The sequence below is a fragment of the Streptomyces sp. UF-297 genome (assembly GCF_058245575.1).
This window is the reverse complement of record NZ_JBSIBZ010000013.1, coordinates 83,214-108,606: the sequence shown is the minus strand read 5'-3', so window position 1 is coordinate 108,606 and position 25,393 is coordinate 83,214. Positions and strand designations below refer to the sequence as shown.

Sequence of the window (25,393 nt, the reverse complement as noted above, 5' to 3'; positions counted from 1 at the left end):
GGCCTCGCCCCGGGCTACGGCTCGCAGCCGCACGAGCCGCCGCGCTGCAGACGCGGACGGCTCGGCTCCCTGCCCGGCGGTGGCGGCGCTGCATCTGGGGCGGCGGAGGGACTGCCCTCCTTCGGCGCTGCGTCCGCGGCGGCCTGGCCCTCCTTCGGCGCCCCGATGCCCAACGCGTCCAGTGCCGCCTGTACGAGACGGTCCTGGTCGGTGGTCACGGTGGTCAGCGCAGGCGCGTGGAAGCCCGCCTCCCTGATGCCGTCCTGACCCACGACGGCCAGGCCGGCCGGGACCGGAATGCCCAGGGCGCGGGCCGCCGCGATGACGCCGAGCGTCTGCTCGTCGGTGCCGCACACGACGGCCGTGAGGCGGCCTTGCCCCGCTCGCCCGTCGAGCAGTGCCCGTGCCGCCTCGTAGGCGCCGCGCCGGTCGCCGGGTACGGGGAACAGCCGCCCGTGTGCGTTCGCGTCCGCGAGGGCCGCCCGCCAGCCGTCCGCGCGCTGGGCGGCCACCGGGTTGTCGGGCTCGGTGAAGAGGCAGACCTCCCGGTGGCCGTGGTCCAGCAGATGCGCGGTGGCCAGGCGGCCGCTCTCGCGCTCGTCGGTGGTGATGGCGGTGGGCGTGGGTTCGGTGGGCGCCGGGCCGTGCAACTGCACCACGGGGGTGCCCTCGCGTCCGACCAGGTCGGCGGTGTCGGGCAGCGGCCTGGCTCCCACCACGACGAGTCCGGCGGCCCGCATGCCGAGGAAGGCGTCCCGGTAGTACGGCTCGCGTTCGGAGCGAAGTCCCGAGTTGCCGACGATGGTCGTCAACCCGCGGCGGCTCGCCGCCTGTTCGAGCGCGTGCACCGCTTCCGCGAGGAAGGCCCGCCGCATGTCCGGGACGATCACGCCGACGAGGCCGGTGCCGTGGCGTCCGGCCATGGCCTGCGACATCCGGTTTGGCCGGTAGCCGAGTTGGCGTATCGCCTCTTCCACGCGGCGGCGGGTCTCGGGAGCGACGGCCCGTGGCCCATCGTTGAGTACGTAGCTGACCACCGCCGTCGAGACGCAGGCGAGGCGGGCCACGTCGTCGCGGGTGACCCGCCTCGGCTGTGGGTCGGAGGCCATGTCAGCCGGTGGCGTCCATGACCGCGGCCCGGGCCGGCAGCGGTACGTCCAGCAGGCGGGCGGCCTGCTCGACGGCTCCGTACAGGGTGTCGCTGACCGGTACGCCGGCGTCGGCGAGGCGGTCGGTGTGCTCGGCCCCGCCGGAGTACAGGGCGGCCCGTACCCCCGCGGCAGCGGCGGCCCTGGCGTCGTCGCGGGTGTCGCCGATGGCCACGATGCGGGCCGGGGGCAGTTCGAGGCGGTCGACATGGCGGCGCATGGCCTCCGCCTTGGTGCCGCCGGTGGGGCCGCGGCGCCCGTCGACCCGCACCAGCCAGGGCGACAGGCCGAGTCGGCCGACTTCACCCACCAGGTCCTGGTGGGTGTGCAGGGACAGCAGGGACGCGGTGTACCCGGCGGAGGTCCAGGCGGCCAGGGCGTCGAGGGTGCCCGAGACCAGCTCCGCCTGGTCCGGTGCGTACTCCAGGTAGTTGCGCTGGAAGATGCCGTCGGCCGCGAGCCATTCTTCCTGTGTCAGCTCGCGCCCCAGCAGCGTGGCGTAGAACCGGGGTACGGGGACGCAGAACGTCTTGCGGAAGGTCTCCATGTCGATCGCCGGGATTCCCAGGCCGACGAGCGAGTCGTTGAGGGCCTGCAGCCGCGGGGCGTTGTCGTCGAGGAGGGTTCCGTTGAAGTCGAAGACGAGGTGGGCGGTGCGCACGATTCCTGTCCCCTTCACGCGCTCGCCCCGGCAGCCTGTGCCGCGCTCGCCCGGGGCGGCGTGCCCGGCGCGGCCACGCTGACCGGCATGTCCAGAATTCCGTGGAAGGTGGGGTTGCTGGTCCAGCGCGGGTTGTCGAGGTCGTAGCGCGGCCGGATGTCGGGCACCCGGGCCAGCACGCCCTTGAGGACTTCCTCGACCTCGACGCGCGAGAACGCGGCGGCGATGCACGCGTGGTAGCCGCCGCCGAATCCCAGGTGCCTGCGGCCCGAACGGTCGAGGCGGAATGCCTCGGGGTTCTCGAAAGCATCCGGGTCGCGCCCTGCCGCACCCAGGTAGAAGTAGACGGAATCGCCCTTCTTGATGGTCTTGCCGTGCACCTCCACGTCCTCGGAGGCGTGCCGGGTGATGAACTGCGTCGGCCCTTCCAGCCGGATGCCCTCTTCCACGGCGGGCGTGAGCAGCTTCTCCGGCTCCCGCTTCACCGCGGCGAAAGCCTCCGGCGTACGGAACAGCAAGTGCAGGCAGTTGCTCAGCAGGAACTGGGGAATCTTGTGGCCGCCGAATATCAGGTGGATCACCTGCGTCATGACCTCGCTGTCCAGCAGCTGGCCGCCCTCGCCCGGCTGCTCGGAGATCAGTCGGGACAGCAGGTCGTTCCTGGGGGCCGCACGGCGTTCGGCGATGGCATCCGTCAGATACGTCACGATCTCGCGCATGCTCTGCCGGGTCTGCGCGCTGATCTCCCGGTCCGGCACCGGCGAGACGACGAAGTCCTGCATGAAGGCGGCGATGTCGTCCGACCACTGGATGAAGCGCTTGACCTCGTCACCGGGTATGCCGAGCATCTTGCACAGCACCAGTGCGGGAATCGGATGAGCAACCTCGGTGACGAAGTCGAATTCGGTACCGTTGCGGAGCAGTACATCGTCCAGCTGCTCGGACACGATCTTCACGATCTCGGGCCGGATCAAGTCGATCTCGGCGCTCAAGAACGCCCGGTTCATGTGGCCGCGCAGCTGCGCGTGACGGGGCCGGTCGTTATAGACCATCCATGTCGAGATGATGTCGATGATGTCCGAGAACTCGGTGTGCTCGCCCTCGGGGACGAGTTCCATCTTGGCGGGCACGAGACGGCTGGTGATGAAGCGCTCGCCGACCAGAAGCTTGGAGACGTCTTCATAACGGGTGATGAACCAGGACTCTGTCTCCTCGTGCCAGAACACGGGCTCCGTCTCACGGAGTTCACGGTATGTCTGGTATCGACGCTCTTCGAATTCGGGGGCGTTGACACTGAACTGCGCGACCCCGCCGCTGTACTTGCTGCTCATGGGGCAGCACGCTAGGTCCGTCTACGCCGCTCCACACCCCCCGGCAACACGTCGCGTCGCCGCCATGCGCAGACACGACACGTCCTCAGCGGCGATTCCATGACCGATTGGCTCGCTTTGACCACGTAATGCGCAGCATCCGGAACTCGATTCTCGCTGTGGCCAGTTGAGTGATCTGCTGCTGTCCGGACCGGGTGATCACGGCCGTATCGTGCCCGGTACGATCCCGGCAGCACCGGAAATCCCACCGGGCACGCCGTGCTGCCGGGACGGCATCGACGCCGTACCCCAGGCCGTACCCATGCCGCGACGCAGCAGCTCGCGGCCGAGGCGAACGTGCGGCTGGCCAGGCCGCCCGTGCTGTCACACACCACCGTCCCGTACAGGCATGCCCCGCGCAGCAACGGTGCTGCCGGCCGGATCCACCCATGCGATCCCCTGCAATACCTCACCCCACCCCGTCCCGTCGGCGAGCCAGGCAACTCCACTCGCCAACGGGTGCTTCAGCCCCCACCCGCACGGAGAGCTCCTTGACTGCCGCCGAAACCAGCCCGGCTGATCCATCCACCATGCCCACAGGTCCCGTACGCCTCCCCGTCCTCAAACTCCTCGCCTTCACCGCCGCCGGATTCCTGACCATCACGACCGAGACCATGCCGGCCGGACTGCTCCCCCGGATCGGTCAGGGGCTCGGCGTCTCGGAGAGCCTCGTCGGCCAGCTCGTCACGAGCTACGCCCTGGGGTCCGTACTCGCGGCCATCCCGGTGGTCGCGGCCACCCGCGGAGTGCGACGCCGCCCCCTGCTCATATCGGCGATCGCCGGACTGCTGGCGTTCAACGCCGTGACCGCCCTCTCCTCCAGCTACCAACTGACGCTGGCGGCGCGCTTCCTGGCGGGCATGGCAGCCGGCGTCGTATGGGGCGTGCTGATCGGGTACGCGCGACGGCTGGTTCCCGAACAGCTCCAGGGGCGCGCACTGGCCATCGTCGGCGTCGGCCAGCCCGTCGCGCTGACGCTGGGAATCCCCCTGGGTACGTTTCTCGGCAGCCTGGTCGGCTGGCGGGGCGTGTTCTGGCTCATTTCCGGAGTCGCCCTGATCCTCATCGCCTGGTTCCGCGCCCTGGTGCCCGACCTCCCCGGCCAGAAAGCCTCCGCGCGACGGCCGATCGCATCCGTGGCCGCGCTGCCAGGTGTACGCCCCGTGCTGCTGGTCGTCCTGCTGTGGATCCTGGCCCACAACATCCTCTACACCTACATCTCCCCCTACCTGGCCACCGCCGGACTCGGCGGACGCGTCGACGCGATGCTCTTCGTCTTCGGCGCCGGCGCAATCGTCGGCATCTGGGGCACCGGCGCCCTGGTCGACCGCGCCTTGCGCACAGTGACACTGACGAGCCTCGCCGGCTTCGCAGCAGCATCCCTCCTGCTGGCGATCGGCCTGCACTCCACCCCGGCAGCCGTGATCGGCATCGTGTGCTGGGGCATCAGCTTCGGCGGCGCACCGACGCTCATGCAGACGGCCGTCGCCGACGCCGCCGGCGAGGACGCGGACGTCGCCCAGTCCATGCTGGTGACGGTCTTCAACCTGGCCGTGGCCGCCGGCGGCGCGGCCGGCGGCCTGCTGTTCAACGCGGCCGGTGCGAACGCCTTCCCCTGGGTGCTGCTGATCCTCTCCGCGGCGGGCTGCGCAGTGGTCCTCACCGCGCGCACGCACGGCTTCCGCCCGGGCGCGCGAGGCAGCAACTGCCCCGGCGCGGACCGCGGCCACCCGTGAGGCGCGCAAATGCGGGCCCGGCGAAAGCGTCCCCGGGCCCGCCCGTCATCCCCTGCGGCTGCGGCATTCTTCTTGAGTCGTGGCCCACGCGCGGGCGATGGCAAGGCCGTCCTCGTAGAAGCGGTAGCGCGTGATCTCGCCCTCCATGACCGTCAGTTGGAGCACGAACCAGCTCTCCATCGGCGCTCCATTGCGTATCACCCGGCTCCGGAAGTGGCCCGAGAGTGCCGCTTCCGCGCCATCCACGAGGGTCCGTTCGACAACGAATTCCTCCTTGGTGACGTAAGTGGGGTGCACGGTGAAGTAGTCGGCGACCTCGGCTCGCGTCGTACGGACGCCGAGCCAGGGGACCTCGACCACACCGGGTACGTCCCAGTCCACCCGCTCGGCGAAGAGCGCCGCGACGCCCTCTACGTCTCCCACGGCGAGCCGGGCCAGGAACTTCTCGACGGTCTCTCGCGTGCTGCGCACCGCCGATTCCGCTCGCGTCACTTCGGACCTCCACTGTTCGGTCGTTCACCTGGATTTTGAACACTACAGTACAAAACTGGAGGCGGACAGCTCAGAACGGTGTACCGCTGTTCCATGACCGGAGTCCGCCTGGCGTTCAGGGCGTACTTGGAATGCCGCCCCGGAAGCGGTGCGCTGGTCCCGCACCTCGCGAACGTGCGCGTATTTTCCCGGTACTTCATCCATCAGAGTGACTTCGGGCCTGCTGTGCGCATACTCTCCGCCGTTTCGGTGCAGCGAACTGGGGTCGCCCTCAGGGCAATTGAGCAGAGGGGGGACCGTGGAGCTGTGGCTGCTGAACAACCTGTCCACGCTGGAACTGGCCGTCCTCCTCGTCGGGGGTGTCATCGCCGTCGCCTTGGCGGGAAGTGTGCTGGCGCATCGCCGCTATCCCCAGCTCACCCGGGGCCACCACAACGACATGGTCGGCGTGGTGCTCGGCATGTTCGGTGCGATCTACGGGATCATCCTCGCCTTCGTCGTGGTGACGCTGTGGACGACGCTGCAGGAAACCGAGACCGTGATCGCCGCCGAGTCCTCCGACCTGGTGCAGGTGATCCGCAATGCGCGGGTCCTGCCTGCTGAGGAACAGGCCGAACTGAGCGCCGCCGTCGGGGACTACGTCCACGCCGTGGTGGACCGGCAGTGGCCGCGGATGCGCACGGGAACGGCGGACTTCTCGGTGGCCCAGCGGCAGGTCGACCGCATCTACACCGTGCTCCAGTCCTACGAGCCGGCCACCGAGCGGCAGAAGGTGTTCTACGAACAGGCCGTTGGACGCCTGGACGACGTGGTGACCCAGCGTCGGGCCCGGCTCAGCGCCTCCTCCCAGGAACTCCCGCTGCTGCTGAAGGTCCTGGTGTACGGCGGCGCGCTGGTGATCGTGCCGCTCACGTTCCTGTACGGCAACGAGAGCCGCAGAGCCCGGCTGCTGTTCGTCGGCTCGGTCGCCGCCCTCATCGGATTCAGCCTTCTGCTGGTCCTGGCCCTCGACCGCCCCTTCGCCGGCGACATCAGCGTCAGCCCCGAGCCGTTCACCTCCGGCATCCTGGCCCAGTACTGGTGACCTCGCCGCTGGGCGCCCTTCGTCCTTTGGCGATACCGTCTCTTCGCCGTCGGCAAGCCCAGCTGGCTGGCCCCTCAAGGACTGGCGCCTCCTGCGGAAGCTCCGCTGCGGCACCAACCGCATCACCGCGATTGCCTGTTGACTTCACGGGCCCGCTGCCGGCGGGTGCGGAGTGCCGGTCCGGCGCAGCATCTGTCCCGCGGCCAGCCGACGGTAGGCGACGCTGTGCGCCAGCAGTTCCTCGTGGCGCCCGGAGGCAATCGTCAGGCCGTTGTCCAGCACGACGATCCGGTCGGCGTGCTGGACCGTGGACAGCCGGTGTGCGATGACCAGCAGCGCACATTCCTGGGTGACTTCCTTCATCACCTCGGTGAGCGCGGCCTCGTTGATGGCGTCCAGGTGAGAGGTGGGCTCGTCGAGCAGGAGGAGCGAGGGGCGGGCGAGCAGGGCGCGTGCCAGAGCTACCCGCTGCCGCTCCCCCGCCGACAGCGTGCCGCCGCGTTCGCCGAGCAGGCCGCTGAGACCGCCGGGCAGCCGTTCCACCACCCCGTCCAGCTGGGCGAGTTCGACCACGCGCCGAACCTCGTCATCGGTGGCGTCGGGAACGGCGTAGACGATGTTGTCCCGCAGCGTCCCATGGACGACATGGGTGTTCTGGTCGACGACGGCGATCTGCGCCCGGCACTCCTGCCGGCTCAGCCCGGCGGCGGGCCGTCCGTTGAACCGCAGCGTCCCTCGGTCCGGTTCGTAGAACCTGGCCACCAGGGCGAAGACGGTGCTCTTGCCCGCTCCCGAGCGGCCGACCAGCGCTACCTGCTGGCGGTGTGCCACGGTGAGCGAGACATCGCGCAGCACGGGTCGGCTCGGGTCGTAGCCGAAGCCAATGCCGTGCAGAGCGAGGACCGGCGGCTCGCTGGTGCTGGTCTGCTCCGCGGGCCGGCACCATGCCGACGCCGCCTTTTGTTCTTCCTGCCCTCGCATGGGCGATGGGGCCGACGACGGTACGGGCTCAGGGGGCGCGTCAGGTTCCGCGGGCAGTGCCAGAACCTGCTCGATCCGTTGGTACGCCCCCATGCCGCGCTGGATCAGACCGGCCGCCCGGAAGACCGAGGACAGCGGCAGCACCAGGTAGGACGCGTACAGCAAGAAGGCCACCAGGTCGCCGAGGGAGTTGGCGTCGCCGTTGACCCGCAGGCCGCCGATGACCAGGACGATCAGGAACGAGCCCTGGACGGCCAGTTCGACCGCGGGGCTCATCACCGAGGCCAGTTTCGCGGTCCGTACTCCTGCGCTGTACGCGGACTCGACGCGCTCCCCGATGCGCCGGGCCTCGCGTCCCTCGGCACGGTGTACCCGGACCATCGGCAGGGCGCCGAGCGCGCGCTCCAGTTCGGCGGCGATCGCGCCGACCGAGCTCTGCATCCGCTCGGATGCCGTCCGGATGGCCTTCAGCAGGGAGGCCACGATCGCTGCGGCGGCCGCCACGGTCAGCGCCACGAGCACCAGCAGCAGCGGGTCGATCCACACCATCAGGGCGATCGCCCCCGCCGCGACGAGGGCCCCCGTCACCAGGTCGACCAGCGCCTGGGAGACCACCTCCCTGAGCAAGGTGGTGTCCGCGGTCACCCGGGAGATCAGGTCACCGCTGCGGTGCCGGTCGTACTCGCGCATCTCCAGTCTCAGCAACCGCGCCACCAGACCGTGGCGCAGCCCGCGTACCACGCCCTCGCCCATACGTTCCAGGACGAACCGCCCTACCGCGCCCGTCGCGGCTTCGGTCACGAACAGCACGGCCAGGAGCAGCAACAGCGGCCACAGGACCTGCCCGTGTCCGTTCGCGTCCACGATCCGCTTGGCGACAAGGGGCTGAGCCAGCCCCAAGGCGGAACCCACCACGGTCAGCACGGTGGCGGTGACGATGGAGGCCCGGTGCCCGGCGGTGAGCCGGTACATCGTGGCGACCGCGGCGCGGGTGGAGCGGTCGCCGCCGCCCGGTGGCCCGGCGCACTGTGCGGTCGGCTCGCTCACTGCTCCGACCGGCTCACCGGGGCGACGGTCATCAGCCGGGCGAAGTAGTCGTCGGGCACCCCTTCGTCCACCGGGCGGCCCTCCGCCTCGATCCAGGCGTGCGCCGTGAAGGGGGGCACCACGCGCACTCCGGTGCACCATGTCGGCCAGGACCCGCCCAGGCGGCACAGCAGGGCGGCACCCAGCGAGCGCGGCAGACAGCCGCGCGGTTTGGCGCAGCGCAGGCTCACCGCGCACATCGCGTCGCGGGCGTTCTTGGCCTGTGCCAGGGAGGCGGGTGCGGCGCCCCGGCGGATCAGGCCGAGCACGGCGCGGATGCGGCGCGGCGGCAGAAGCGACAGGGCGACGGCAGGGAGCAGGACGAGGGCGGCGGTCAGCCGTCGCGCGAAGGGCACGCCGGCAGGTCGTTCGAGCGCGCTCGGTGTCGTCATTCGGCCAGCCCCGAGGTGCGCAGTTCCTGTACGAGGGCCGCGACGTCCTGTGCCGCGTGGTCGCGGTCGATGTCGAACTCGGCCATGAGGGCGTCGACCGCGGCTGTTTCGTCGCCGCCCGCCAGCAGTGTGGTGACCACCAGAGTGCCGGTGGGGTTCAACTCCCAGTAATGGCCGCTGTGTTCGTCCAGGAGTACCGTGCCGTATTCCGTTCTTGCCGTGGAGACGTCGGCGACGAACCTCAATGCCATGGTGTGCTCGCCTTTCTGCCGGTGCGGTCGGGTGTGCGCCGCGAGGCGGAGTGCGCCTCCGGGGTGTCAGGGCGCACTGGGGGCCGTGGCCTTTAAGGTGCGTTCCAGGCCGCGCAGCCACACTTCGCATGCGATGGTCGAGTACAGGATTGCCTTTTGCAGTCCGGGGGTTGAGGGGCGCTGTGCCAGTCGGCGCAGGGCGTCGCCGTCCACCAGGCCGAGCCGTTCCAGGCGGGAGTCCTCCCACAGCGCCAGGAGGTCGCCGCGGTGCTCGCGCAGTCCGCTGGAGGCGTCCATCGACGCCTCGGCCTTGTTCGCGCGCCGCAGGCACTCCTGCGGAACGATCCCCTGCATGGCGGTCGCCAGGAGGGGTTTGTACCGCCATGGAGTGACCCGTTCGTCGGGGCGGACCGCCAAGCACTCCTCGATGACGCGGTCGTCGAAGAACGGCGAGGCCATCGGCAGTCCGGCCCGGGCCGCCATGCGGTCCCACTGCCGGATCACGCGCGTGCAGGACCGGATCTGTTCCAGGTCGGTGTGCAGCCCGCGGTCCGGCGCCAACGGCGTCGCGATCGCCGCTGCCCTGCGCAGCGCCCGCCGGGCGCTCTCCTCGGCGTCCGGAGTCACCCAGCCGAACAGGCGGGGCGGCATGCCCCAGCCGAGACTGGTGCTGACGGTCGGCGGCACCGGATCCCGCAGTTGCCGGCTGCCGTCCGCCAGCCACGCCCCGTACGACCGGGTGTCGGCCAGGGCTCGTACGGTGCCGCCGAGCGGCCACTCCCACAGCGCACGGAACCCCCGCAGCTGCCGCAGCGCGAAGAACGGGCGCGTCCGCGCCAGGCGGTGGTAGTACGCCTCGGAGCACCAGGCGACATGGTCGCCGCCGATGCCGGTGAGGTGGAGCCGGCTGCCGCGCCTGGCCAGCGCCGGCAGATGGTGCAGCACCCGGGACCGGTCCATGACGCCGATGGTCGGCTCGTCGAGGAGATCGTCGATGCCGAGCAGGTTGTTGTAGACCAGCGGCGAGGCATCGGCGTCCCAGACCACATGCTCGACGTCCGGCAGATGACCGATGGCCTTCTTGGCCCAGTGCAGATCGGTGTCGGCCGGGTCGCGCCCCGGCCAGGTGCTGGCCACCACCTGCGCCGGTGACCGCGCCGCCAGGAAACAGATCGAGGTGGAATCCAGGCCGCCGGAAAGGTCGCAGCTGACCACACCGCCCGCCTGGGTACGAGCGGCGACGGCCGCGCCGAGGGCTTCGCGGACGGCCGGCGCGCCCCCGGCCAGTGAGCGGACCGGCTCCGGCGGTGTCCACCAGCGCGACCGGCTCGCGGACCGCCCGTCCGGCGCGATGATCAGGGCATCCTGCGGGGCCACGGCCGAGACGCCTTGCCACATGGGTGCTTCGAACAGCGGATAGGGGACCGGCCAGAGCAGGCGGGTGGCCAGCTGCTCCGTGTCGACGCCCGCTCCGAGCGCGGCGGCGAGCACATCGGCGCTGGTGGCGGCCACGCGTACGCCGTCGATGAGGGCGTGGAAGACCAGCCGTAGGCCGGATGCGGTGCCCTGCACCCTGATCCGGCCCTCGGCCGCGGCCACGAGGTGGAAGCTGCCGGCGAGTCTGCGGGCCAGGGCGCCCAGCTCCACGACGTCCGTCAACCGGGCGGCGTGGTGCTCCAGTTCGGCGGCGTCGACCGGGCAGCAGCCGACGACGGCAATCGCCGCCTGTCGTGCGTACGCGGTCACGATTTCCTTCTCGTGCCACCGGCCGATCATCCAGGGGCGCCCCGAGGGGTGGGCCAGCGTGCGCGTTCCGGGGCGGGCGAAGGAGCGGGCCACGGCGGCCGCGCCCTCGCAGTCGGGAAAGACTGCGAAGTGCGCGTCGCCGAGGCCCGGACCCGCACTTGCGTGCGACTCAGTCATCGCTTCGTATCAACGAATCGACGGCCGTCAGTTCTTGCTCAGGATGAGACGGTCATTGCCGTGACGCTGAAGAAGACCGGTCTTCTTCCTGAACGTTCCCAGCCGGACGAGCGTCGGTGCCTCGTAAGGCTTCTTCATGACGTCTCCTCAGTGCAGGTTTCGCCACCGCTTTCCTGGCCGCCCGCAGACTGTCGAACTCGCCTACGGTCGCCCGCACCCCGGGCCCATCGGGAGCCCGGAGCAGGGAGGCGGTGGAACACGCGGCAGAGACTAGCGATACACCGTCAGGACCCCGCAATGACACAGAAGTAAGTCATACAATCATACGTACAACATGTAAAATGCATATGCCGAGCCCGCAGAATGCCCAGTTGAAGCATAAATTTTCCCCTCCATGACCACCCCGCACCGGGCGAATCCTTTTCATCTGCGCGTCCGGTACATCCTCAACGCCCAGCGCACAGGGGCGCTCACCCAACAAGAGGGGCGCCGCCCAGCGCACAACCCACCCCGCCGTGCGCACCTTGTCGAACGCACTCCCTCTCTTGAGGACCTCGCTGTCCGATCACGGCCCCGAAGCGGAACCACCGATCGGCGACCAGCACTGACAGGGCCCTGAACAGTTCAAGGCATTCCGGCCGTGAATCGTCGTGGCCGCATTCTGAACCCTGTATTCGGAGCCGACTTGACCTTGAGAGTTCAGGACTCTGGATGCACTACTGATCTCTTCGGTGGGATGTCGCGTCGGGTGGGTGGAGGGTGAGACCGGTTTCGGTGAGGCAGCCGCTGATGAGGTCGAAGCGGTGTTGGCCATACCTCAGGGCCCGCCGGAGGCTGCGTTCGAGGTGGTTGGGGGTCGGCGAAGGCGGTGTTGGCCAGCGGGCGGCACCGAAGGAGCGACGTGAGATCGGATGGGCGGCCTGGTGCCCTGTTGCGGGAATGACGGTGTCAGTCGCCGTTGAAGACGAGATACCGATGCGGCTTGCGTTCGACTTGGACAGCCAGGGCCAGGATCTCGTGCACCGCTGCGGCTTCGTCGGCGGTTGATCCGTCCGCCAAGACGCGGAGTTCCGGGACGAGGAGCTTGAGCTGCTCGTCGCTGGTGTCGAAGCAGGCCCAGAACCCGGCGCGGACGGCTTCCTGGTCGTCCTTGCTGATCTTCGCGAGGACGTTGCGGAGCTTATGAACGGTGCACCGCTGGCGCAGGGCCCTGGGGAAGACCTGCTCGGCCGCGCTGATCAGGCCCTTTGCCCCGTCGGAGATCACCAGCAGCGGCGAGACGAGCCCGCGGTCGGCCAGGTCGCCCAGGAAGCCGTGCCAGGCGTCGGTGGACTCGGCCTGGGCGTTGTCCAAGCCGACGAAGGCGGGCTTTCCGTCGGTGGTGATGCCCCAGGCGGCCAGGACGGGCTCGGCGGCGTGCCCGTCGTGCATCGTGAAGTGCGAGGCGTCCAGGAACAGGTAGTCGAGGTCGGTGCCGGACAGGTCGCGACGGCGCCACGCGTCGAACTCGTCGCGGATCCGGGTGCAGATCACCGACACCGTCGACTTCGACAGGGCGGCCTCAGGGCCGAGCGCGTCGGCCAGGGCGTTCTCGACATCGCGGACCGGCATCCCCCGGACGAAGGACGCGATGACCAGCGACTCCAGGGCGTTGGTCCGGGTGACATGCGCTCCGAAGAGGCGGGAGGCGAACTTCTCCGTGGTCCCGCGCAGCTTGGGGCGGGCCACCGTGACCGGCCCGTTGAGGCAAGGCCGCCAGAACCCCAGGCGCGCGATGTGCCAGCGGCTCCGGCCCCATCCCCTCGGGAAGGTACACGGTCGACTCCCGCACGCTGTGGACCTGGTGGGAACGGACCGCGCGAGGAGATCGTGAGCGGAGCACACTCTCCTCGCGCCACTGAGCAACCGCTGCCCAAGCACGCGATCAGCCGAAGACCGTCCGCACGTACAGAAGTTATCGATCCGAAACTCTTGGTCTGCTGCTGGGGGCAGGCATCGCCGCCGGCCACAGCTCTGTGTACAGGAATGCCAAGAGTTTCGGCTCGATACCGTCGTTAGCCCTCGTCCACGTCCGCACGGGCAAGCACAGCTTCCAGGACGGCATACTCGGCCTCGGAGATGGCAGAGAGCGCGAAATCGACCGCATCGGCCGCGTAGGCCTCGGCCGCTTCCGCATACCTCTCAGCCGCCTTCGCGTCGCGCTTAGCAACCCGCTCAACGCGCTTCTCCTTTATCTGCTCCACATGCTGCTGCCAGCCTGTCTTCAGCTGCTGCCAGCTCTCTGCGGCCTGCTCCTGTCCTCGCGCGGTCCGCTTCTGCAATTCCTGAGCCTGCTGAGTGGTGCTGGCCTTGGCCTGTTCGACCACCGCTTCCAGCTTCTCCTTGTCCTCAGCCTGCGCGGCGCGTACCCGTTCCGCAGCTTCCTGAGCCTTCTGCGACACCGACGCGAGCCCCTGGTTTAGCTCTGCCATGTTTCTTCCCCTTCAATACGATTTTTCCCCTATGCCCATCCTGCCATCGTTCCTCCATTCGTGCGTCATGGCGGCCACCGCCCAGGCTGGGTGCCAGCAGGTTCGCGTTCTGCTCACTTAGCAGGCGTTAGGTCCGTTGCTGGTAACAACCTCGTCCGGGTTGAGCGAGGACGTGGTGGCAGGTGAGGCGTCCGAAGCGACTGCACGTCCCGTCCATGGACGGGTCGCCGGTGGGCATGCCGAGGAGTTCGTGCAGTTCGCGGACCCGAAACGCCTGGCCGGGGTGCTGGTTGAAGGCGTTCACGATGGCCTGGCAGGCGGTGCTCGACTCGGGCGGATCGGGTTCGGTTCCGGTCGGTGCGAGTTCGGCGATGGCTTTCCGAAGGGACCTAACGCCTGCTACTCGTGCCGGTCGAACCGGCACGAGTAGCAGGGGCGGCGAGGTCGCATCACGCGACGGCGGTCCCCTCGAGCTCGACCATCTGGCCGGGGATCGCCAGTCGGGTCACCCCGAGCATCGTGGTGGTCGGAGCCACCCCGGCGGCGCCCAACCGCCCCGCCAAGGCGCCGTAGTGCTGGAAGAGCAGATCGACGTCGGTCGTGTAGACGTTGAGCCGGACGAGGTTGGCGAGAGACATGTCGGCCTCGCTGAGCACGGCCTCCAGGTTGTCGATGCTCAGCGTCAACTGCGCCGCCATGTCACCGTCGTGCTGGGGCTTGCCGTCGCCGCTCATCGCGGTCTGCCCCGAGATGTACAGGGTCCTGGTGTGCCCGGAGACGACCTCACCCTGGTTGAATCCCATCTCCTGCGACCACGTCACCGGGTTGACCGCCGTGCGTTCCACTGCACATCAGCTCCATTCGATTCATCGGGAGTACGTACATCCATCGGCTCGGTAGCCGCCAGGCTTGAGGTTCCCCGTTATGGGGGTGGGGCTGAAGGTGACCTTCCAAGATTCCCGACACGGCGAATGGGCGCTGTGACAGCTCCTGGCCTCGCAGTCGGTGCAACACCTCCCTACGCGACGACGCCGTCGCGATTGCCATCCGCCGTGGAGACTCATCCTGCAACAGGCTCAACATCCTCTGAAGGCAGCGGAATGCTGGCGGTGGTGGTGCGGCGAATAGCGAGTACGGCGATGTCGTCGTGATTGTCTCCTGAGGCGAATCCCCTGACGTCCCGGTACAGGGCATCGAGCAGTTTGTCGGCGGTCAGATCACTCCAGCGCGGCAGCCGTTCGGCCAGGGGGTAGAAGTTGCCCTCCCGGTCGCGGGCCTCGGTGACGCCGTCGGTGCACACCAGCAGCGTGGCGTGCGGGGGCAGGTTGAACCAGGAGACCCTGCGCGGTTGCGAAGAGAGTTCGTCCAGCCCCAGCGGAACGGAGATGTCGGCCAATGAGATCTCGCCGCCGGTCCCGTCACAGACCAGGAACGGTGCCACGTGACCGCAGCTGATCGCCTGGACACCCACCTGTTCGTCGATGCTCAGGAGCAGCGCCGTGACGAAACGTTCTGGACCTCCGCTCTGGCTGGCAAAGGCGTTGTGGCGCACGATGGCGGTCTCCAGGGACTCGGCCACCACCGTGAGTGTGGGCTCCTGAAAGGCTGCTTCGCGAAAGGCTCCGAGTACGGTGAAGCTCGAGCCGATGGCCGCCACTCCCTTGCCCTGCACGTCCCCGATCAAAATCCGTGTCCCGTACGGAGATTCCAGGACCTCGTACACGTCTCCGCCGATGAGGCGGTCCTCATCGACCGCCTCATACAGCCCATGGACCATGGCCTGTGCAGTGAGCACCGGCAGCGGGCGCAGCATCTGACGCTGAAGGGTCAGGAGCGTGGACCGCAGGCGGGTGAGTTCGCGCTCGCGCTTGACCCGCAGGGCACAGGCACCGACGGCGAGAGCCTCGAAGGCCACCATTCCCAGCGTCATACCGAGCTCGAGGTGCAGCTGCAGGGGCCGGAAAAGGTGGGGTGCCCAAAGTATCGCCGTTGCCCACACCGACGCGATCACCGTCTGGCGCACTGACCCCAGAGCGGCAGTAGGCAGCACGATCAGCAGCGGGGCAAACCTCAGATCCACTCCCGTGAGGGCGGCGAGGGCGATGATGACAGCGCCCATGGCAAACAGCCCGGTCCAGAGTTCTCCGTTCCGCAGCCGCAGACGGCTGTGCTCGGAGTCCTCTCCTGCAGCTGCGAGTCCCACGTCATCACCGTGTTTTCGTTCGTTGTCCATAGGTGAAATGCTGGAAGAACGCACAGCATATGGGCGTACCGGAGCTGTTTCGCAGCACGTTCAGTGTGTTGCTGAGGAGCCCTCCGGCAATGCGGATCGTTACGAGATGCCATCCCGACGCGTTTGTGGAACTGCTATCACCTCCAGGCATGCCGCAGTCTGCGGCTTCCCTCCGCACTCAGTCCGTTCGAGGTTTCCCCGTTGCTCGGAGGAGTCAATCAGCTGGTAAGGGTGGGGTGACGGATGTTTAGATTCACTTGTTCGGCTGTCGCTTGCTCGGCTTATTCCTTTCCTTCGAGCCCTACGGGTGAAAGTCATCCGAGCAGATCCTGGATACACCAGGTGTTATAGAGCCCGTCGATGTACTCGAAGAGCACGAGGTTTGCCTCGACCCGGGTGGAAGATTGAGGCTGCGGATGCCCGCGGTCTTGACGAGTAGTGGGGTCCGAGTAGGAGCCACGCAGAGAGTGCAGTTTGCTGTCACATGATTTGACACTCGGGCTGGGCGCGCTCAGGTCGCGGCCGGAGGCCAGGTTGAATCGGGTGGAGGTCGGCCCGAGTACGGGCGGCGAAGGCAATCTGGTGGTCACGGAGGTACTGGTGTGAGCCCTGTGATCAGGTCCTGGCAGACGAGGTGGGCGTCCCCGGTCCCGGGGTGGGGTTGACCTGGCTTTGTTGGGTCGGGGACGGGAAAACCGAGGTCCGCAAGGACGCACGGCGTCCCGTCCCCGACCCAACGAGGCCAGGTCAGCCAGTCACTCGAGACGAACCGGACCCAAAGACAACGGGGTCGTGTCCCGCAGAGCGGTGTAATCGATCTTGCATCTCCAGCCCCCCCACACACCAACGTGCTGGTCATGGGAGTGCTGTCCCGAAGCGAAACGTGATCCGCTACACCACGTGAGCGGACACGACCGACAACGGCTTCTAACGAGCACAGGCGCGCTACGGCGCGCGATACGGTCTCTCATGTTCGTCAACGTCGTGAACCCCGGCGTGGTGAACACGCGCAGCTTCTCCAGCACCGCCAACAACGACGCGGGCACCACCAAACTTGCGGGCATCGGCGTCCCCTCCCCGGGCGCGGTCGCCACAACGCCGATGCTGCCGACGCCCCAGCCCACCGCGGGCGAGAACAGCCGACCCGTCACCCACCCGGGTGGAGACCGCTGCCCGGCTCCGGCGCGCCGACCGCTACCAGCGCGGCCTGAACAAGCGACGTCGCCGCGACGGCTGCTCGGGGGAGGCGACCTCGAAGTGGAAACCGTCGTCGCCGACCGCGCGCCGCAGCGTCCGCAACACCACCTCGGGATCGTCGTAGGGGCCGTTGACGAAGAAGGGCTTGCCGTCCCGGCCGAAGCCGATCGGACTGGAGCCCGCAGGCTCGCCGAGCAGCACGGCGGCCTGCGTGAACTCCTCGGCGAGCTCCCCCTCGGGTTCGAACCCGAAGCCCCGCGCGTAGGCGGCGGCCCCGAACACCAGAGCGCAGGCGAGGTCGGCCGGAACCTGCACATGCCCCTCGAAGGCGCTGAAGTAAAGCCCCCGGTGCCCGGCCAGCCGACTCTCACTCATCGCTTCCGGGGCGAGCGCGTTCTTCACCCCAAGACACCACACGTCCAGCAGGAACCCCGCGACCTGCGCCTTCGAGGAGCGCATGCTGTCCGCGGCGACGAGTACCGCGACCAGACCGCGCACCTCCTCCGCGCCGGAAGCCCCGGGATCAAGACCCGCCCACTGCGGCGCATCCTCAAGATCCACACTGCGGCTCCAGCCGGCGTTCACCCAGCAACGAGGCTCGCCGCGACCCGGCCCCGAGACCTGCACGGCGCCGTTGAGCACCCCGACGACATCTCTGACGCCCACCCCCAGCGTCCTGGCGATCGCCTTCGCCGACCGACCCTGCTGGTCCAAGTGCTGCACCTGTACTACAAGGCGCTCATCCACGGCCCCACCCTACGGCCGCCGCCAAGGCCACACGGCCCAAACGCCAGCAGCCCCAACCACCCAAGCGACCCTGCAAAAAGGGCGAAACTCAAGGGCGGTTGACGTAGAGAATCGCGTCGAACACATCATGGAGCTCGACTTTGGGTGGCTGGCCGGTGGGCCGGCGGTCGATCCGGGCAGTTCTCCAGGCCGTCAACGTCGGCTCGATCAGGGCCCATCGGGCGCCGGACAGGTCACTGGGGTACGGCTTCCGCTGGCTCACGGGGGTGGCCACATGGCGGGTGTGGACACCGGTGCGTTCGCGGATCCAGTCGGCGCGCACGCCGACCGCGTCGGCAACTTCCCCGTTGGTACGGATGCGGCGGGGAGGTAGGTCCCCATGGCGCGGGCGCCGATGCGGTGCCCCCGTGGTGTGTGGTCATGACGTGCCTCCGCGCAGCCAGCGTAGGGAACCGGCCAGAGAGTCTTGGAAGTCGGGGGCTCCCAGGGGCGCTGCCACCACCGCGTGCGGATAGGAGAAGGCTTCTTCCAGCAGCGGAAGGTGGGGCATGAGATCATCGCACAGCTGGTCGGCCCGCTCGGGCAGCAGGTGCAGGTCCGCCGGCCGCAGTGTCTCGGTGGTCAGCAGGGATCCGGCCCTGCGGCGGGCGGCGAGTACGCCGTGCAGTGCCGCCAGCGGTTCCAGGGCGGCTTTGAGGGAGGGGTCGCTCAAGGAGGCCAGCGTGTGGGTCACGTCGTTGGCGGCCAGCCGGGCGGCGTAGGTCTCGCCCAGCTCGCCGGCGCTCTCCAGCAGGGGGTTCCACACGGTGAAGTCGTCCCGGCCGAGGCGGGCGCGCTCGTCGCGCCGTTGGCGCAGTCGGCGGGCGAGGCGTTGTTCGTGGGCCCGTACGACTGCGGGCCACCAGGCCGGATCCGCCGCCGTGTTCGGGTTGGCCGGGCGCGCCGAGGGCTCGGCGCTGGCGTCCGCCACGTCGGTGAGGGCGCGGCCGAGGTCGTAGAAGATGAGCTGGCTGTCACCGCCCGCGGCGTCGAAGGCGTAGTGGAAGCCGTGGTAGGCGGCGATCTTGTTGACGTCGAGGTGTCCGGCGACCCCGCAGTGCCGTTGGCAGGCGGCCGTGATCCGCGCGGCTTCCCGCACGGTGTGGGCCTTGTAGGCGGACAGCGGGCGGCTGACTGCGGACCAGGGCGCGAAGGTCATGGCATCCGTTGGGCCGGACGGGCCGACGCCCGGGTGCCGGGCCAGGGAGTCCGCCCAGATCGTGCGGGCCTGCTCCGCCGCGCAGGTCAGGGCGAAGGCGTCGGCCATCGCGCCCAGTACTCCGTGCTGTTGGGTGCGGTATCGGATCAGGGGGACACCTTGGGCGAGCCGTCCCTCGGTGCTGCGGTGGCGCGCGTAGCGCGCGGCCAGTGCCGAGGACTGGCGCGAGACCGCGGCCGCGGCGGACGGCAGGGCGCCCCACAGTCCCATCCCCACGCACAACGTGCGCTGCAGGCGGGCATCGGTGGAGCCGAGGGGATCGTGGAAGTTGCCGTGTTCGTCGATGGCCGCGCTGTCGCGCAGCCACCGTTCGTAGGGCAACCGCAGGCCGTGGAAGCAGACTTGGGCGTAATCCAGGGGCAGCGCCCCCAGTTCGATGGGAGCGGACATTTCCACTCCCGGCAGGGGGCCGGTTCCGTCGGTCAGATCGGCGACGAAGGAGAACACTCCGTGGTCGGTGCCGTCGACGATCACGCGGGCCAGCGGGACGCCGATCTGGGGGGCGCCGCGCGCTGCGACGTTGGCGAACTTCGCGGCGCCCGCCTCGGGGGTGGTCAGTACGAACTCACGGGTATCGGGGTCGAATTCGGCACGCGTACGGGTGGCCAGGTGGCTGTTGGAGCGGCCGACTTCGGTGATGAGGTAGGCGGCCTTTGCGCGGCCCGTCTCCAGCGCTTCGATCTGGGGTTTGAGTGTGTCGGGTTCGGGGGTGAGGTGGATCATCGAGCCCAGCCCCAGGAGGCGGTGGCCGACCAGGGTCATGCACAGCGCCGGCTCCGCGACCGCCGCCCAGGCCAGCAGTGTCGCCAGCAGCTCCGGTCGGTCGAACATCTCCCGGGCGGTGGGCAGCGCCCGCCCCAGGCGGTGCAGACGACGGACGATGTGCTCCTCGCGCCCGAGCGGATTGGGGGCGCAGGGCATGGGGTCGGCAGCAAGGGCGGTGTGCAGGGTGTCCAGGAACGCTGCCGGGCACGGGCCGTGGATGAGCCGTGCCAGCTCGGCGCGGGCGCTGTCGGGAACAGGGGAGTCGGGTGCGGACTGCGGTTCGCTCAACGTGGTTTCTGCGGGCAAGGGGTACCTCCCGGCGGAAGAGTGAGGGGGATGTCGCGCTCACCAGGCGGATGACTCGTCGGCCAGTGGAGCGCGGATCGTCGTCCGCGTCCGGTCCGCGAGGACGCGGTGGGCGTTGCGGGACAGGGCATGGCCGGTGCCGGCTTCGAGGAAGACGTCCGGCCGCTGGCCGGCGGCCACGTGGTGACGGCGGCGAGGCAGGTGCGCCGGGCGTACGAGGCAGTCCGCCAGCCTGCGCGGCAGGTCCTCCTGCGGGGTGCAGGCCCGCCCCGCCACGGCCGAGTACACGACGCGGTGCGCCGGATGCGCGGTCCGGGCCCGTACTGCTTAGGTGAACTCTCGGCCTGGGGCTCCAGGACCGGGTGGTGGGAGGAGAAGGGCAGGCGCAGCCGGAGTGCTGTCACGCCCCGGCCCGCGGCGTATTCCTCGACGGCGAGCAGCGCTGCGACGGGGCCGCTCATGATGGTCTCCTGGTGATCGGTGACGAGCCACGGCTGCATCGGTGTTTCCCGAACGGGCGAGGGCCGTCGTCGCGGTCCGTTCCGAACAGGTCAGCAGCGTCAGACCGCCCGGGCAGGTTGCGAGGATCTGAGCCAGTTCGTAGGCGATCCGCGCTCCGTCCGGTACGGAGTACACCCCGGCCGCCGTGAGGGCCGCGATCTCCCCGAAGCTGACTCCCACCAGTGCGACCGGCGCGCCGTGCGTGGCGCACACAGTGCCTGATGAATACTCAGGGAGGCGTGTATAGGGCGAGTTGAGCCGTTCCGAGGGGTGCGGCGGCCAGCTTGCTGGCCGCTGGGCGGGTGCGGGTCGAGGAGCCGGGGGCAGACCGAACTCCGCCGTGGCCTGGTCTACTTGAAGGAGGGTCACCTCCGCCTGGTCCCGCAGCGCGGTGCTGTGACGGCAGGCCCTCACCAGAGGGCTGATCGTGAAGTCCCCCTGGCCGGGCAATAGATGGGCCGAGACCTGATCGCGGCGTGCTCCGGAGTTCGGGAAGAGCGCGGCGTCGTTCACCATATCTCCTCTGTGTGAGCCGGTTCACTGGCGCAAAGATTCAACGGAAGCGGGAGGCGCCGAGTGCATCTCTGCGCCCTGTCGGCCGACTTGCTGAGTGCCTCACTGTGAGAGTGCTCCATTCGCCCCGTTTGCGGTGGCGTAAGCGTCCGCGCGAATGCTGAAACAAGAGGGAAGTCGAACGTCCGCTTGCGCTGGCTCTCGCGGTGCCGGAACTCCTGGTTGGTCGCGTCGGGTTCGGGGAGTCTGCCCGCCTCAGATCACGCCCTGGGCCAGCAGGGCATCGGCTACGCGTTCGAAGCCGGCGATGTTGGCACCGGTGACGTAGTTTCCCGGCGCCCCGTAGCGCTCAGCGGTCTCGTAGCAGAGGCTGTGGATGCGGTGCATGATGGCGGCGAGTTGTTCCTCGACACGTTGACGTTTCCAGGTGTCGCGGCCGGAGTTCTGCTGCATTTCCAGGGCGCTGGTTGCCACGCCGCCGGCATTGGCGGCCTTGCCGGGCCCGAAGCTGACGCCTGCCTGGTGGAATACCTGTACGGCTGCTGCTGTGGTGGGCATGTTGGCGCCTTCGGTGACGGCCTTGACGCCGTTGGTGACCAGCGTCGCCGCGGCGGTCGCGTCGAGTTCGTTTTCTGTGGCGCAGGGCAGGGCGACTTCGGCGGGGACGTCCCAGACACGGCCGCCGGGGACGTAGTGGGCCGATGCGCCGCGGCGGTGTGCGTAGTCGCTGACTCGACCGCGCTCTTCCTCCTTGATCTGTTTGAGGAGGGGCAGGTCGATTCCCTTCTCGTCGATGACGAAGCCCCCGGAGTCGGATGCGGTGACCACGTCGGCCCCCATTTCCTGGGCCTTTTCGATCGCGTAGAGGGCGACGTTTCCCGACCCGGATACGGTGACCTTCCTGCCGTCCAGGCTTCGGCCGTGCACCGCGAGCATGTCGGCGAGGAAGAGCACGGTGCCGTATCCGGTGGCTTGCGTGCGGATTTCCGAACCGCCCCACTGGAGGCCTTTTCCGGTCAGTGTGCCGGCCTCCCAGCGATTGGTGATGCGCCGGTACTGGCCGAAGAGGAATCCGATTTCGCGGCTGCCGACCCCGATGTCGCCCGCCGGGATGTCGGTGTGCTCTCCCAGGTGCCGGTGGAGTTCCGTCATGAAGGACTGGCAGAAGCGCATCACCTCGTTCTCGGACTGTCCTCGCGGGTCGAAATCGCTGCCGCCTTTCCCGCCGCCGATGCCGAGACCTGTCAGGGCATTCTTGAAAGCCTGTTCGAAGCCCAGGAACTTGACGATCCCGAGGTTGAGACTGGGGTGGAAGCGCAGCCCGCCTTTGTAGGGGCCGAGCGCGCTGTTGAATTCGATACGAAAGCCTCGATTCACCCGGACCCTGCCCGAGTCGTCCTGCCAGGGAACCCGGAACATGATCTGGCGCTCGGGTTCGGTGATGCGCTCGATGAGCCCGGGCTCGGCCAGTTCCGGGCGTACGGCGAGCACCGGTCCGAGGGAGCCCAGGACTTCGTGTACCGCTTGGTGGAACTCCTCCTCGCCGGGGTTGCGTTGGCGACAGATCTCGAAGAGGCAGCCGAGCCGTGCGTCCGTCGGCTCAAGGGATGCTGTGGTGAGGGCAGGAGGCGGCATGGTGCCTGTCCTTTCCGTTGCGCCGGGGTGGTTGGTCATGCGGCGGGGGCGAAGGCCAGCACGGTGTTGTGCCCGCCGAAGCCGGCGGAGTTGCTCAGTGCGAGGCGGATGCGGTGCGGGCGGGCCGCACCGCTGACGAGGTTCACATCGCCGCATTCCGGGTCGTGCCGCCGGAAGTTGGCGGTGGGCGGTACGAGTTGATGCTCGACGCTCAGTGCGGTGAGCGCGGCCTCGATGGCCCCGGCCGCTCCCATCGTGTGCCCCAGGACGCCCTTGGCCGAGGTGACCGGCGGTGCGGCGCTGAAAATCCGCTGCAGCACGCGGGCTTCGGTGCGGTCGTTGAGCGGGGTGCTGGTGCCGTGGGCGTTGACGTGGTCGATGTCGTCCGGGGTCGCGTCAGCTGTACGCAGCGCCTCGTACACCGCCAGGCGCAGGCCGTGCCCCGCGGGGTCGGGCGCCACCGGTTGATGGGCGTCGGCGGAGGCGCCGTACCCGGCGAGCCGCGCGTGCATGGCGGCGCCACGGGCAACGGCATCGGCGTGCCGTTCCAGTACCAGGACTCCGGCTCCTTCCGCCAGGACGAAGCCGTCGCGCTCGGCGTCGAACGGCCGCGAGGCGGCGCTCGGTGTGTCCCGGCGGCGCGAGAGCGCGCCCATTTTGGCGAACGCGGTGGCGCACATGGGTGTGATCATGGCGTCGGCGCCGCCCGCTACGGCGATGTCGCACGCGCCGCTGTCCAGGAGCATCGACGCCGTGATGAGCGCGGTGGCTCCCGATGCGCAGGCCGTGGCGGTATGGAGGACGGGCCCGTTGGCACGCAGGGCGATGGCTAGCTGTCCTGCGGCCATGTTGGGCAGGAACGCCGGCAGTGTCAGCGGGGAGACGGTGCGGGCGCCGGTGTCCAGGAATTTGCGGTGCTGGTCCTCGTAGGTGGCCAGACCGCCGGCGGCGGACCCCAGGACCACGGCGACTCGGCTGCTGAGCCAGACGGAAGGGTCCAGGCCGGCGTCCTGCACGGCTTCCTGGGCCGCCGCGAGGGCGAACTGCGTGAAGCGGTCGAGTTTCCAGGCGTGGGCAGCAGCCACGTGCTGCTTCGGATCGAAGCCGGGCACGCGGCAGGACAGGGAGACCGGGAGCCCGTCGAGCGTGGGATCCTCGGCCGTCGTGGTCTCCCCGGCGCAGACCCGTGACCAGGTGGCCTTGGTGCCGATTCCCGCGGGGGTCACCAGCCCGATGCCGGTGACGGCGATGGCGTCGGAGCGCGGGCGCGATGTCACCGGCCGGCTCCTTGACCGGTGGGTGATGGTGCCGCCCGGAGCTGGAGTTCCACGGATTCGGCGAACTTCTTGAGCGTCATCTCGGCGGCGGAGTCGTCCTCCTCCAGTTCGACGTTCCAGTCCTCCTGCAAGGTCACATAGAGTTCGACGACCGCGAGGGAGTCGAACTCCAGGTCGCTGAGCGAGATGTCGGGGCCGATGTCCGAGGCCGCGACCTGGAACTTGTCGGTGAGGACGGCTACGAGACGGTCGTAGACGGCTTGCATCGTGTCTCCTTGTGGTGTGTGCGCGGGGCGGGGGATGCGGTCATGCGGGTTTCGGGCGCGTTGGTGTGCGGTACTGCTTCCGGCCAGTGCAGAGCGACCGATCCCCAGGTCAGGCCGCCGCCGAAAGCGGTGAACAGGCTGCGGGTGCCGGGCAGTACGGCCTGGCGTGCGACGGTGGCGGCCAGCGCCAGTGGGATGGAAGCGGCAGCCGTGTTGCCGACCTCGCGGATGTTGCCGAAGCGGTGGCGGGCGGCGATGCCGATCCGGTCCGCCACCGAGTTCAGGATGCGCTGGTTGGCCTGGTGGCCGATGAACGCTCCGATGCTCTCCGGCGCCCAGTGCAGTTGCCGCAGGACGGCCAGGGAGGAGTCGGTCATCCGGCGCACGGCCTGCCCGTACACCTCCCGCCCGCGCATCCGGAAATAGCGGGTGTCGCGGCCCACCGGCCCGGCGGTGTCCGGGTGCCGCGATCCCCCGGCGGCGATGGCGATCAGGTCGCTGCCCGTGCCGTCGGACCCCAGGTCGAAGGCCTGCACCGCACCGGGCTCGTCCCGATCGCCGGAGCGCAGCAGGACTGCTCCCGCGCCGTCCCCGAAGATGACGGCGGTGTCCCGGTCAAGGGGGTCGATGATGGTGGAGTACGTTTCGGCGCCGATCACCAGCGGGCGTGCGCACAGGCCGCTGCGCAGCAGGCCGGTGGCGACCGCCAGGCCGTAGACGAATCCGGAGCACACGGCCGCCAGATCGAAGGCCGGAACCGGTCCCAGGCCCAGACGGTGCGCGATCTCCGGCGCGGTGCCGGGGCAGCGGCGGTCCGGGGTGGTCGTCGCCAGCAGGACCAGGTCCGCCTGGGCGCGTCCGGACCGCAGCGCCGCCCGGCCCGCCGCCACCGCGAGGTCCGCGGTGCTCGTCCCGGCCTCGGCCTGGTGCCGGCGGGCGATGCCGGTGCGGGTGCGGATCCACGCGTCGGTGGTGTCCAGGGCGCCGCGGCGCGTCACCTCCTCGTTGGACAGTACGCGCGGAGGCAGGCAGGAGCCGATCCCGCTGATCACTGCGGTGGGCTGGTGCTCGGTCATGGGGGGGTGCCCTCCTCGGGCAGG

The 25,393-nt window shown here is 69.2% G+C and carries 22 protein-coding genes and 1 pseudogene; 2 read left to right on the top strand and 21 right to left on the bottom strand.

What is annotated here, in order from left to right; genetic code table 11:
- Positions 1-14 precede the first annotated feature (14 nt).
- Genes AC4IJH_RS10860 through AC4IJH_RS10850 form a run of 3 tightly spaced genes read right to left on the bottom strand, consistent with a single transcriptional unit; the run spans position 15 to position 3,140 of the window.
- The gene (locus tag AC4IJH_RS10860) at positions 15-1,109 is read right to left on the bottom strand and encodes a LacI family DNA-binding transcriptional regulator (protein WP_490851385.1); all 1,095 of its coding nucleotides are present in this window, start codon (positions 1,107-1,109) and stop codon (positions 15-17) included.
- Position 1,110: 1 nt separating this feature from the next.
- On the bottom strand, positions 1,111-1,809 hold the full coding sequence (locus AC4IJH_RS10855; RefSeq protein ID WP_490851384.1) for an HAD family hydrolase: 699 nt from the start codon (positions 1,807-1,809) through the stop codon (positions 1,111-1,113).
- Between the two features lie 14 nt (positions 1,810-1,823).
- Positions 1,824-3,140, bottom strand: a complete 1,317-nt coding sequence (locus AC4IJH_RS10850) for a cytochrome P450 (protein WP_490851383.1) — start codon at positions 3,138-3,140, stop codon at positions 1,824-1,826.
- Between the two features lie 569 nt (positions 3,141-3,709).
- Between AC4IJH_RS10850 and AC4IJH_RS10845 the strand changes: the two genes are divergently transcribed.
- Positions 3,710-4,915, top strand: a complete 1,206-nt coding sequence (locus tag AC4IJH_RS10845) for an MFS transporter (RefSeq protein WP_490851382.1) — start codon at positions 3,710-3,712, stop codon at positions 4,913-4,915.
- Between the two features lie 45 nt (positions 4,916-4,960).
- Here AC4IJH_RS10845 and AC4IJH_RS10840 read toward each other — a convergent pair whose 3' ends face one another.
- On the bottom strand, positions 4,961-5,386 hold the full coding sequence (locus tag AC4IJH_RS10840) for a nuclear transport factor 2 family protein (protein WP_490851381.1): 426 nt from the start codon (positions 5,384-5,386) through the stop codon (positions 4,961-4,963).
- 319 nt (positions 5,387-5,705) lie between these two features.
- On the opposite strand from AC4IJH_RS10840, the gene AC4IJH_RS10835 reads away from it, so the two are divergent.
- Positions 5,706-6,491 carry a bestrophin-like domain gene (locus tag AC4IJH_RS10835; RefSeq protein WP_490851380.1) on the top strand — a complete coding sequence of 262 codons (786 nt, stop codon included), beginning with the start codon at positions 5,706-5,708 and terminating at the stop codon, positions 6,489-6,491.
- Between the two features lie 144 nt (positions 6,492-6,635).
- Here the strand turns inward: AC4IJH_RS10835 and AC4IJH_RS10830 are convergent, their stop codons facing one another.
- The 17 genes and pseudogenes from AC4IJH_RS10830 to AC4IJH_RS10750 form a co-directional block, all read right to left on the bottom strand.
- Positions 6,636-8,444 carry an ABC transporter ATP-binding protein gene (locus AC4IJH_RS10830; protein WP_490851409.1) on the bottom strand — a complete coding sequence of 603 codons (1,809 nt, stop codon included), beginning with the start codon at positions 8,442-8,444 and terminating at the stop codon, positions 6,636-6,638.
- Between the two features lie 71 nt (positions 8,445-8,515).
- Positions 8,516-8,950 carry a lasso peptide biosynthesis B2 protein gene (locus AC4IJH_RS10825; RefSeq protein WP_490851379.1) on the bottom strand — a complete coding sequence of 145 codons (435 nt, stop codon included), beginning with the start codon at positions 8,948-8,950 and terminating at the stop codon, positions 8,516-8,518.
- Positions 8,947-9,201: a lasso peptide biosynthesis PqqD family chaperone gene (locus tag AC4IJH_RS10820; RefSeq protein WP_490851378.1), complete on the bottom strand. Its 255-nt coding sequence runs from the start codon at positions 9,199-9,201 to the stop codon at positions 8,947-8,949. Before AC4IJH_RS10820 ends, AC4IJH_RS10825 begins: the two co-directional genes overlap by 4 nt.
- 66 nt (positions 9,202-9,267) lie before the next feature.
- Positions 9,268-11,124, bottom strand: coding sequence for a lasso peptide isopeptide bond-forming cyclase (locus tag AC4IJH_RS10815; protein ID WP_490851377.1), 1,857 nt, complete (start codon positions 11,122-11,124; stop codon positions 9,268-9,270).
- 27 nt (positions 11,125-11,151) lie between these two features.
- Entirely contained in the window at positions 11,152-11,262 is a 111-nt protein-coding gene (locus AC4IJH_RS10810; RefSeq protein ID WP_490851376.1) for a keywimysin-related RiPP, read from the bottom strand.
- 810 nt (positions 11,263-12,072) lie between these two features.
- The gene (locus AC4IJH_RS10805) at positions 12,073-12,852 is read right to left on the bottom strand and encodes an IS256 family transposase (RefSeq protein WP_490851375.1); all 780 of its coding nucleotides are present in this window, start codon (positions 12,850-12,852) and stop codon (positions 12,073-12,075) included.
- 326 nt (positions 12,853-13,178) lie between these two features.
- A complete protein-coding gene (locus AC4IJH_RS10800; RefSeq protein WP_490851374.1) occupies positions 13,179-13,595 on the bottom strand; it encodes a hypothetical protein in 417 nt (138 codons plus the stop codon).
- 449 nt (positions 13,596-14,044) lie between these two features.
- On the bottom strand, positions 14,045-14,440 hold the full coding sequence (locus AC4IJH_RS10795) for a RidA family protein (protein ID WP_490851373.1): 396 nt from the start codon (positions 14,438-14,440) through the stop codon (positions 14,045-14,047).
- Positions 14,441-14,655: 215 nt separating this feature from the next.
- Positions 14,656-15,828 (bottom strand): PP2C family protein-serine/threonine phosphatase, encoded by a 1,173-nt coding sequence (locus tag AC4IJH_RS10790; RefSeq protein ID WP_490851372.1) that lies wholly within the window; start codon positions 15,826-15,828, stop codon positions 14,656-14,658.
- A gap of 1,194 nt (positions 15,829-17,022) precedes the next feature.
- Positions 17,023-17,739: a hypothetical protein gene (locus tag AC4IJH_RS10785; protein WP_490851371.1), complete on the bottom strand. Its 717-nt coding sequence runs from the start codon at positions 17,737-17,739 to the stop codon at positions 17,023-17,025.
- Between the two features lie 127 nt (positions 17,740-17,866).
- Positions 17,867-18,034: pseudogene (locus AC4IJH_RS10780) on the bottom strand (IS5/IS1182 family transposase); the annotation flags it as partial.
- Positions 18,035-18,190: 156 nt separating this feature from the next.
- Positions 18,191-20,101, bottom strand: coding sequence for an acyl-CoA dehydrogenase (locus AC4IJH_RS10775; RefSeq protein WP_490851370.1), 1,911 nt, complete (start codon positions 20,099-20,101; stop codon positions 18,191-18,193).
- Between the two features lie 39 nt (positions 20,102-20,140).
- On the bottom strand, positions 20,141-20,389 hold the full coding sequence (locus tag AC4IJH_RS10770) for a hypothetical protein (RefSeq protein ID WP_490851369.1): 249 nt from the start codon (positions 20,387-20,389) through the stop codon (positions 20,141-20,143).
- 981 nt (positions 20,390-21,370) lie between these two features.
- Positions 21,371-22,789, bottom strand: coding sequence for an NADP-specific glutamate dehydrogenase (gdhA, locus tag AC4IJH_RS10765; protein ID WP_490851368.1), 1,419 nt, complete (start codon positions 22,787-22,789; stop codon positions 21,371-21,373).
- On the bottom strand, positions 22,786-24,027 hold the full coding sequence (locus AC4IJH_RS10760; protein ID WP_490851367.1) for a beta-ketoacyl-[acyl-carrier-protein] synthase family protein: 1,242 nt from the start codon (positions 24,025-24,027) through the stop codon (positions 22,786-22,788). The genes gdhA and AC4IJH_RS10760 overlap by 4 nt, the downstream gene beginning before the upstream one ends.
- Positions 24,024-24,293, bottom strand: a complete 270-nt coding sequence (locus AC4IJH_RS10755) for an acyl carrier protein (RefSeq protein WP_490851366.1) — start codon at positions 24,291-24,293, stop codon at positions 24,024-24,026. The genes AC4IJH_RS10760 and AC4IJH_RS10755 overlap by 4 nt, the downstream gene beginning before the upstream one ends.
- Complete coding sequence (locus AC4IJH_RS10750) at positions 24,266-25,369, bottom strand: beta-ketoacyl-ACP synthase III (protein WP_490851365.1); 1,104 nt, start codon at positions 25,367-25,369, stop codon at positions 24,266-24,268. Before AC4IJH_RS10750 ends, AC4IJH_RS10755 begins: the two co-directional genes overlap by 28 nt.
- Positions 25,370-25,393: the final 24 nt, after the last annotated feature.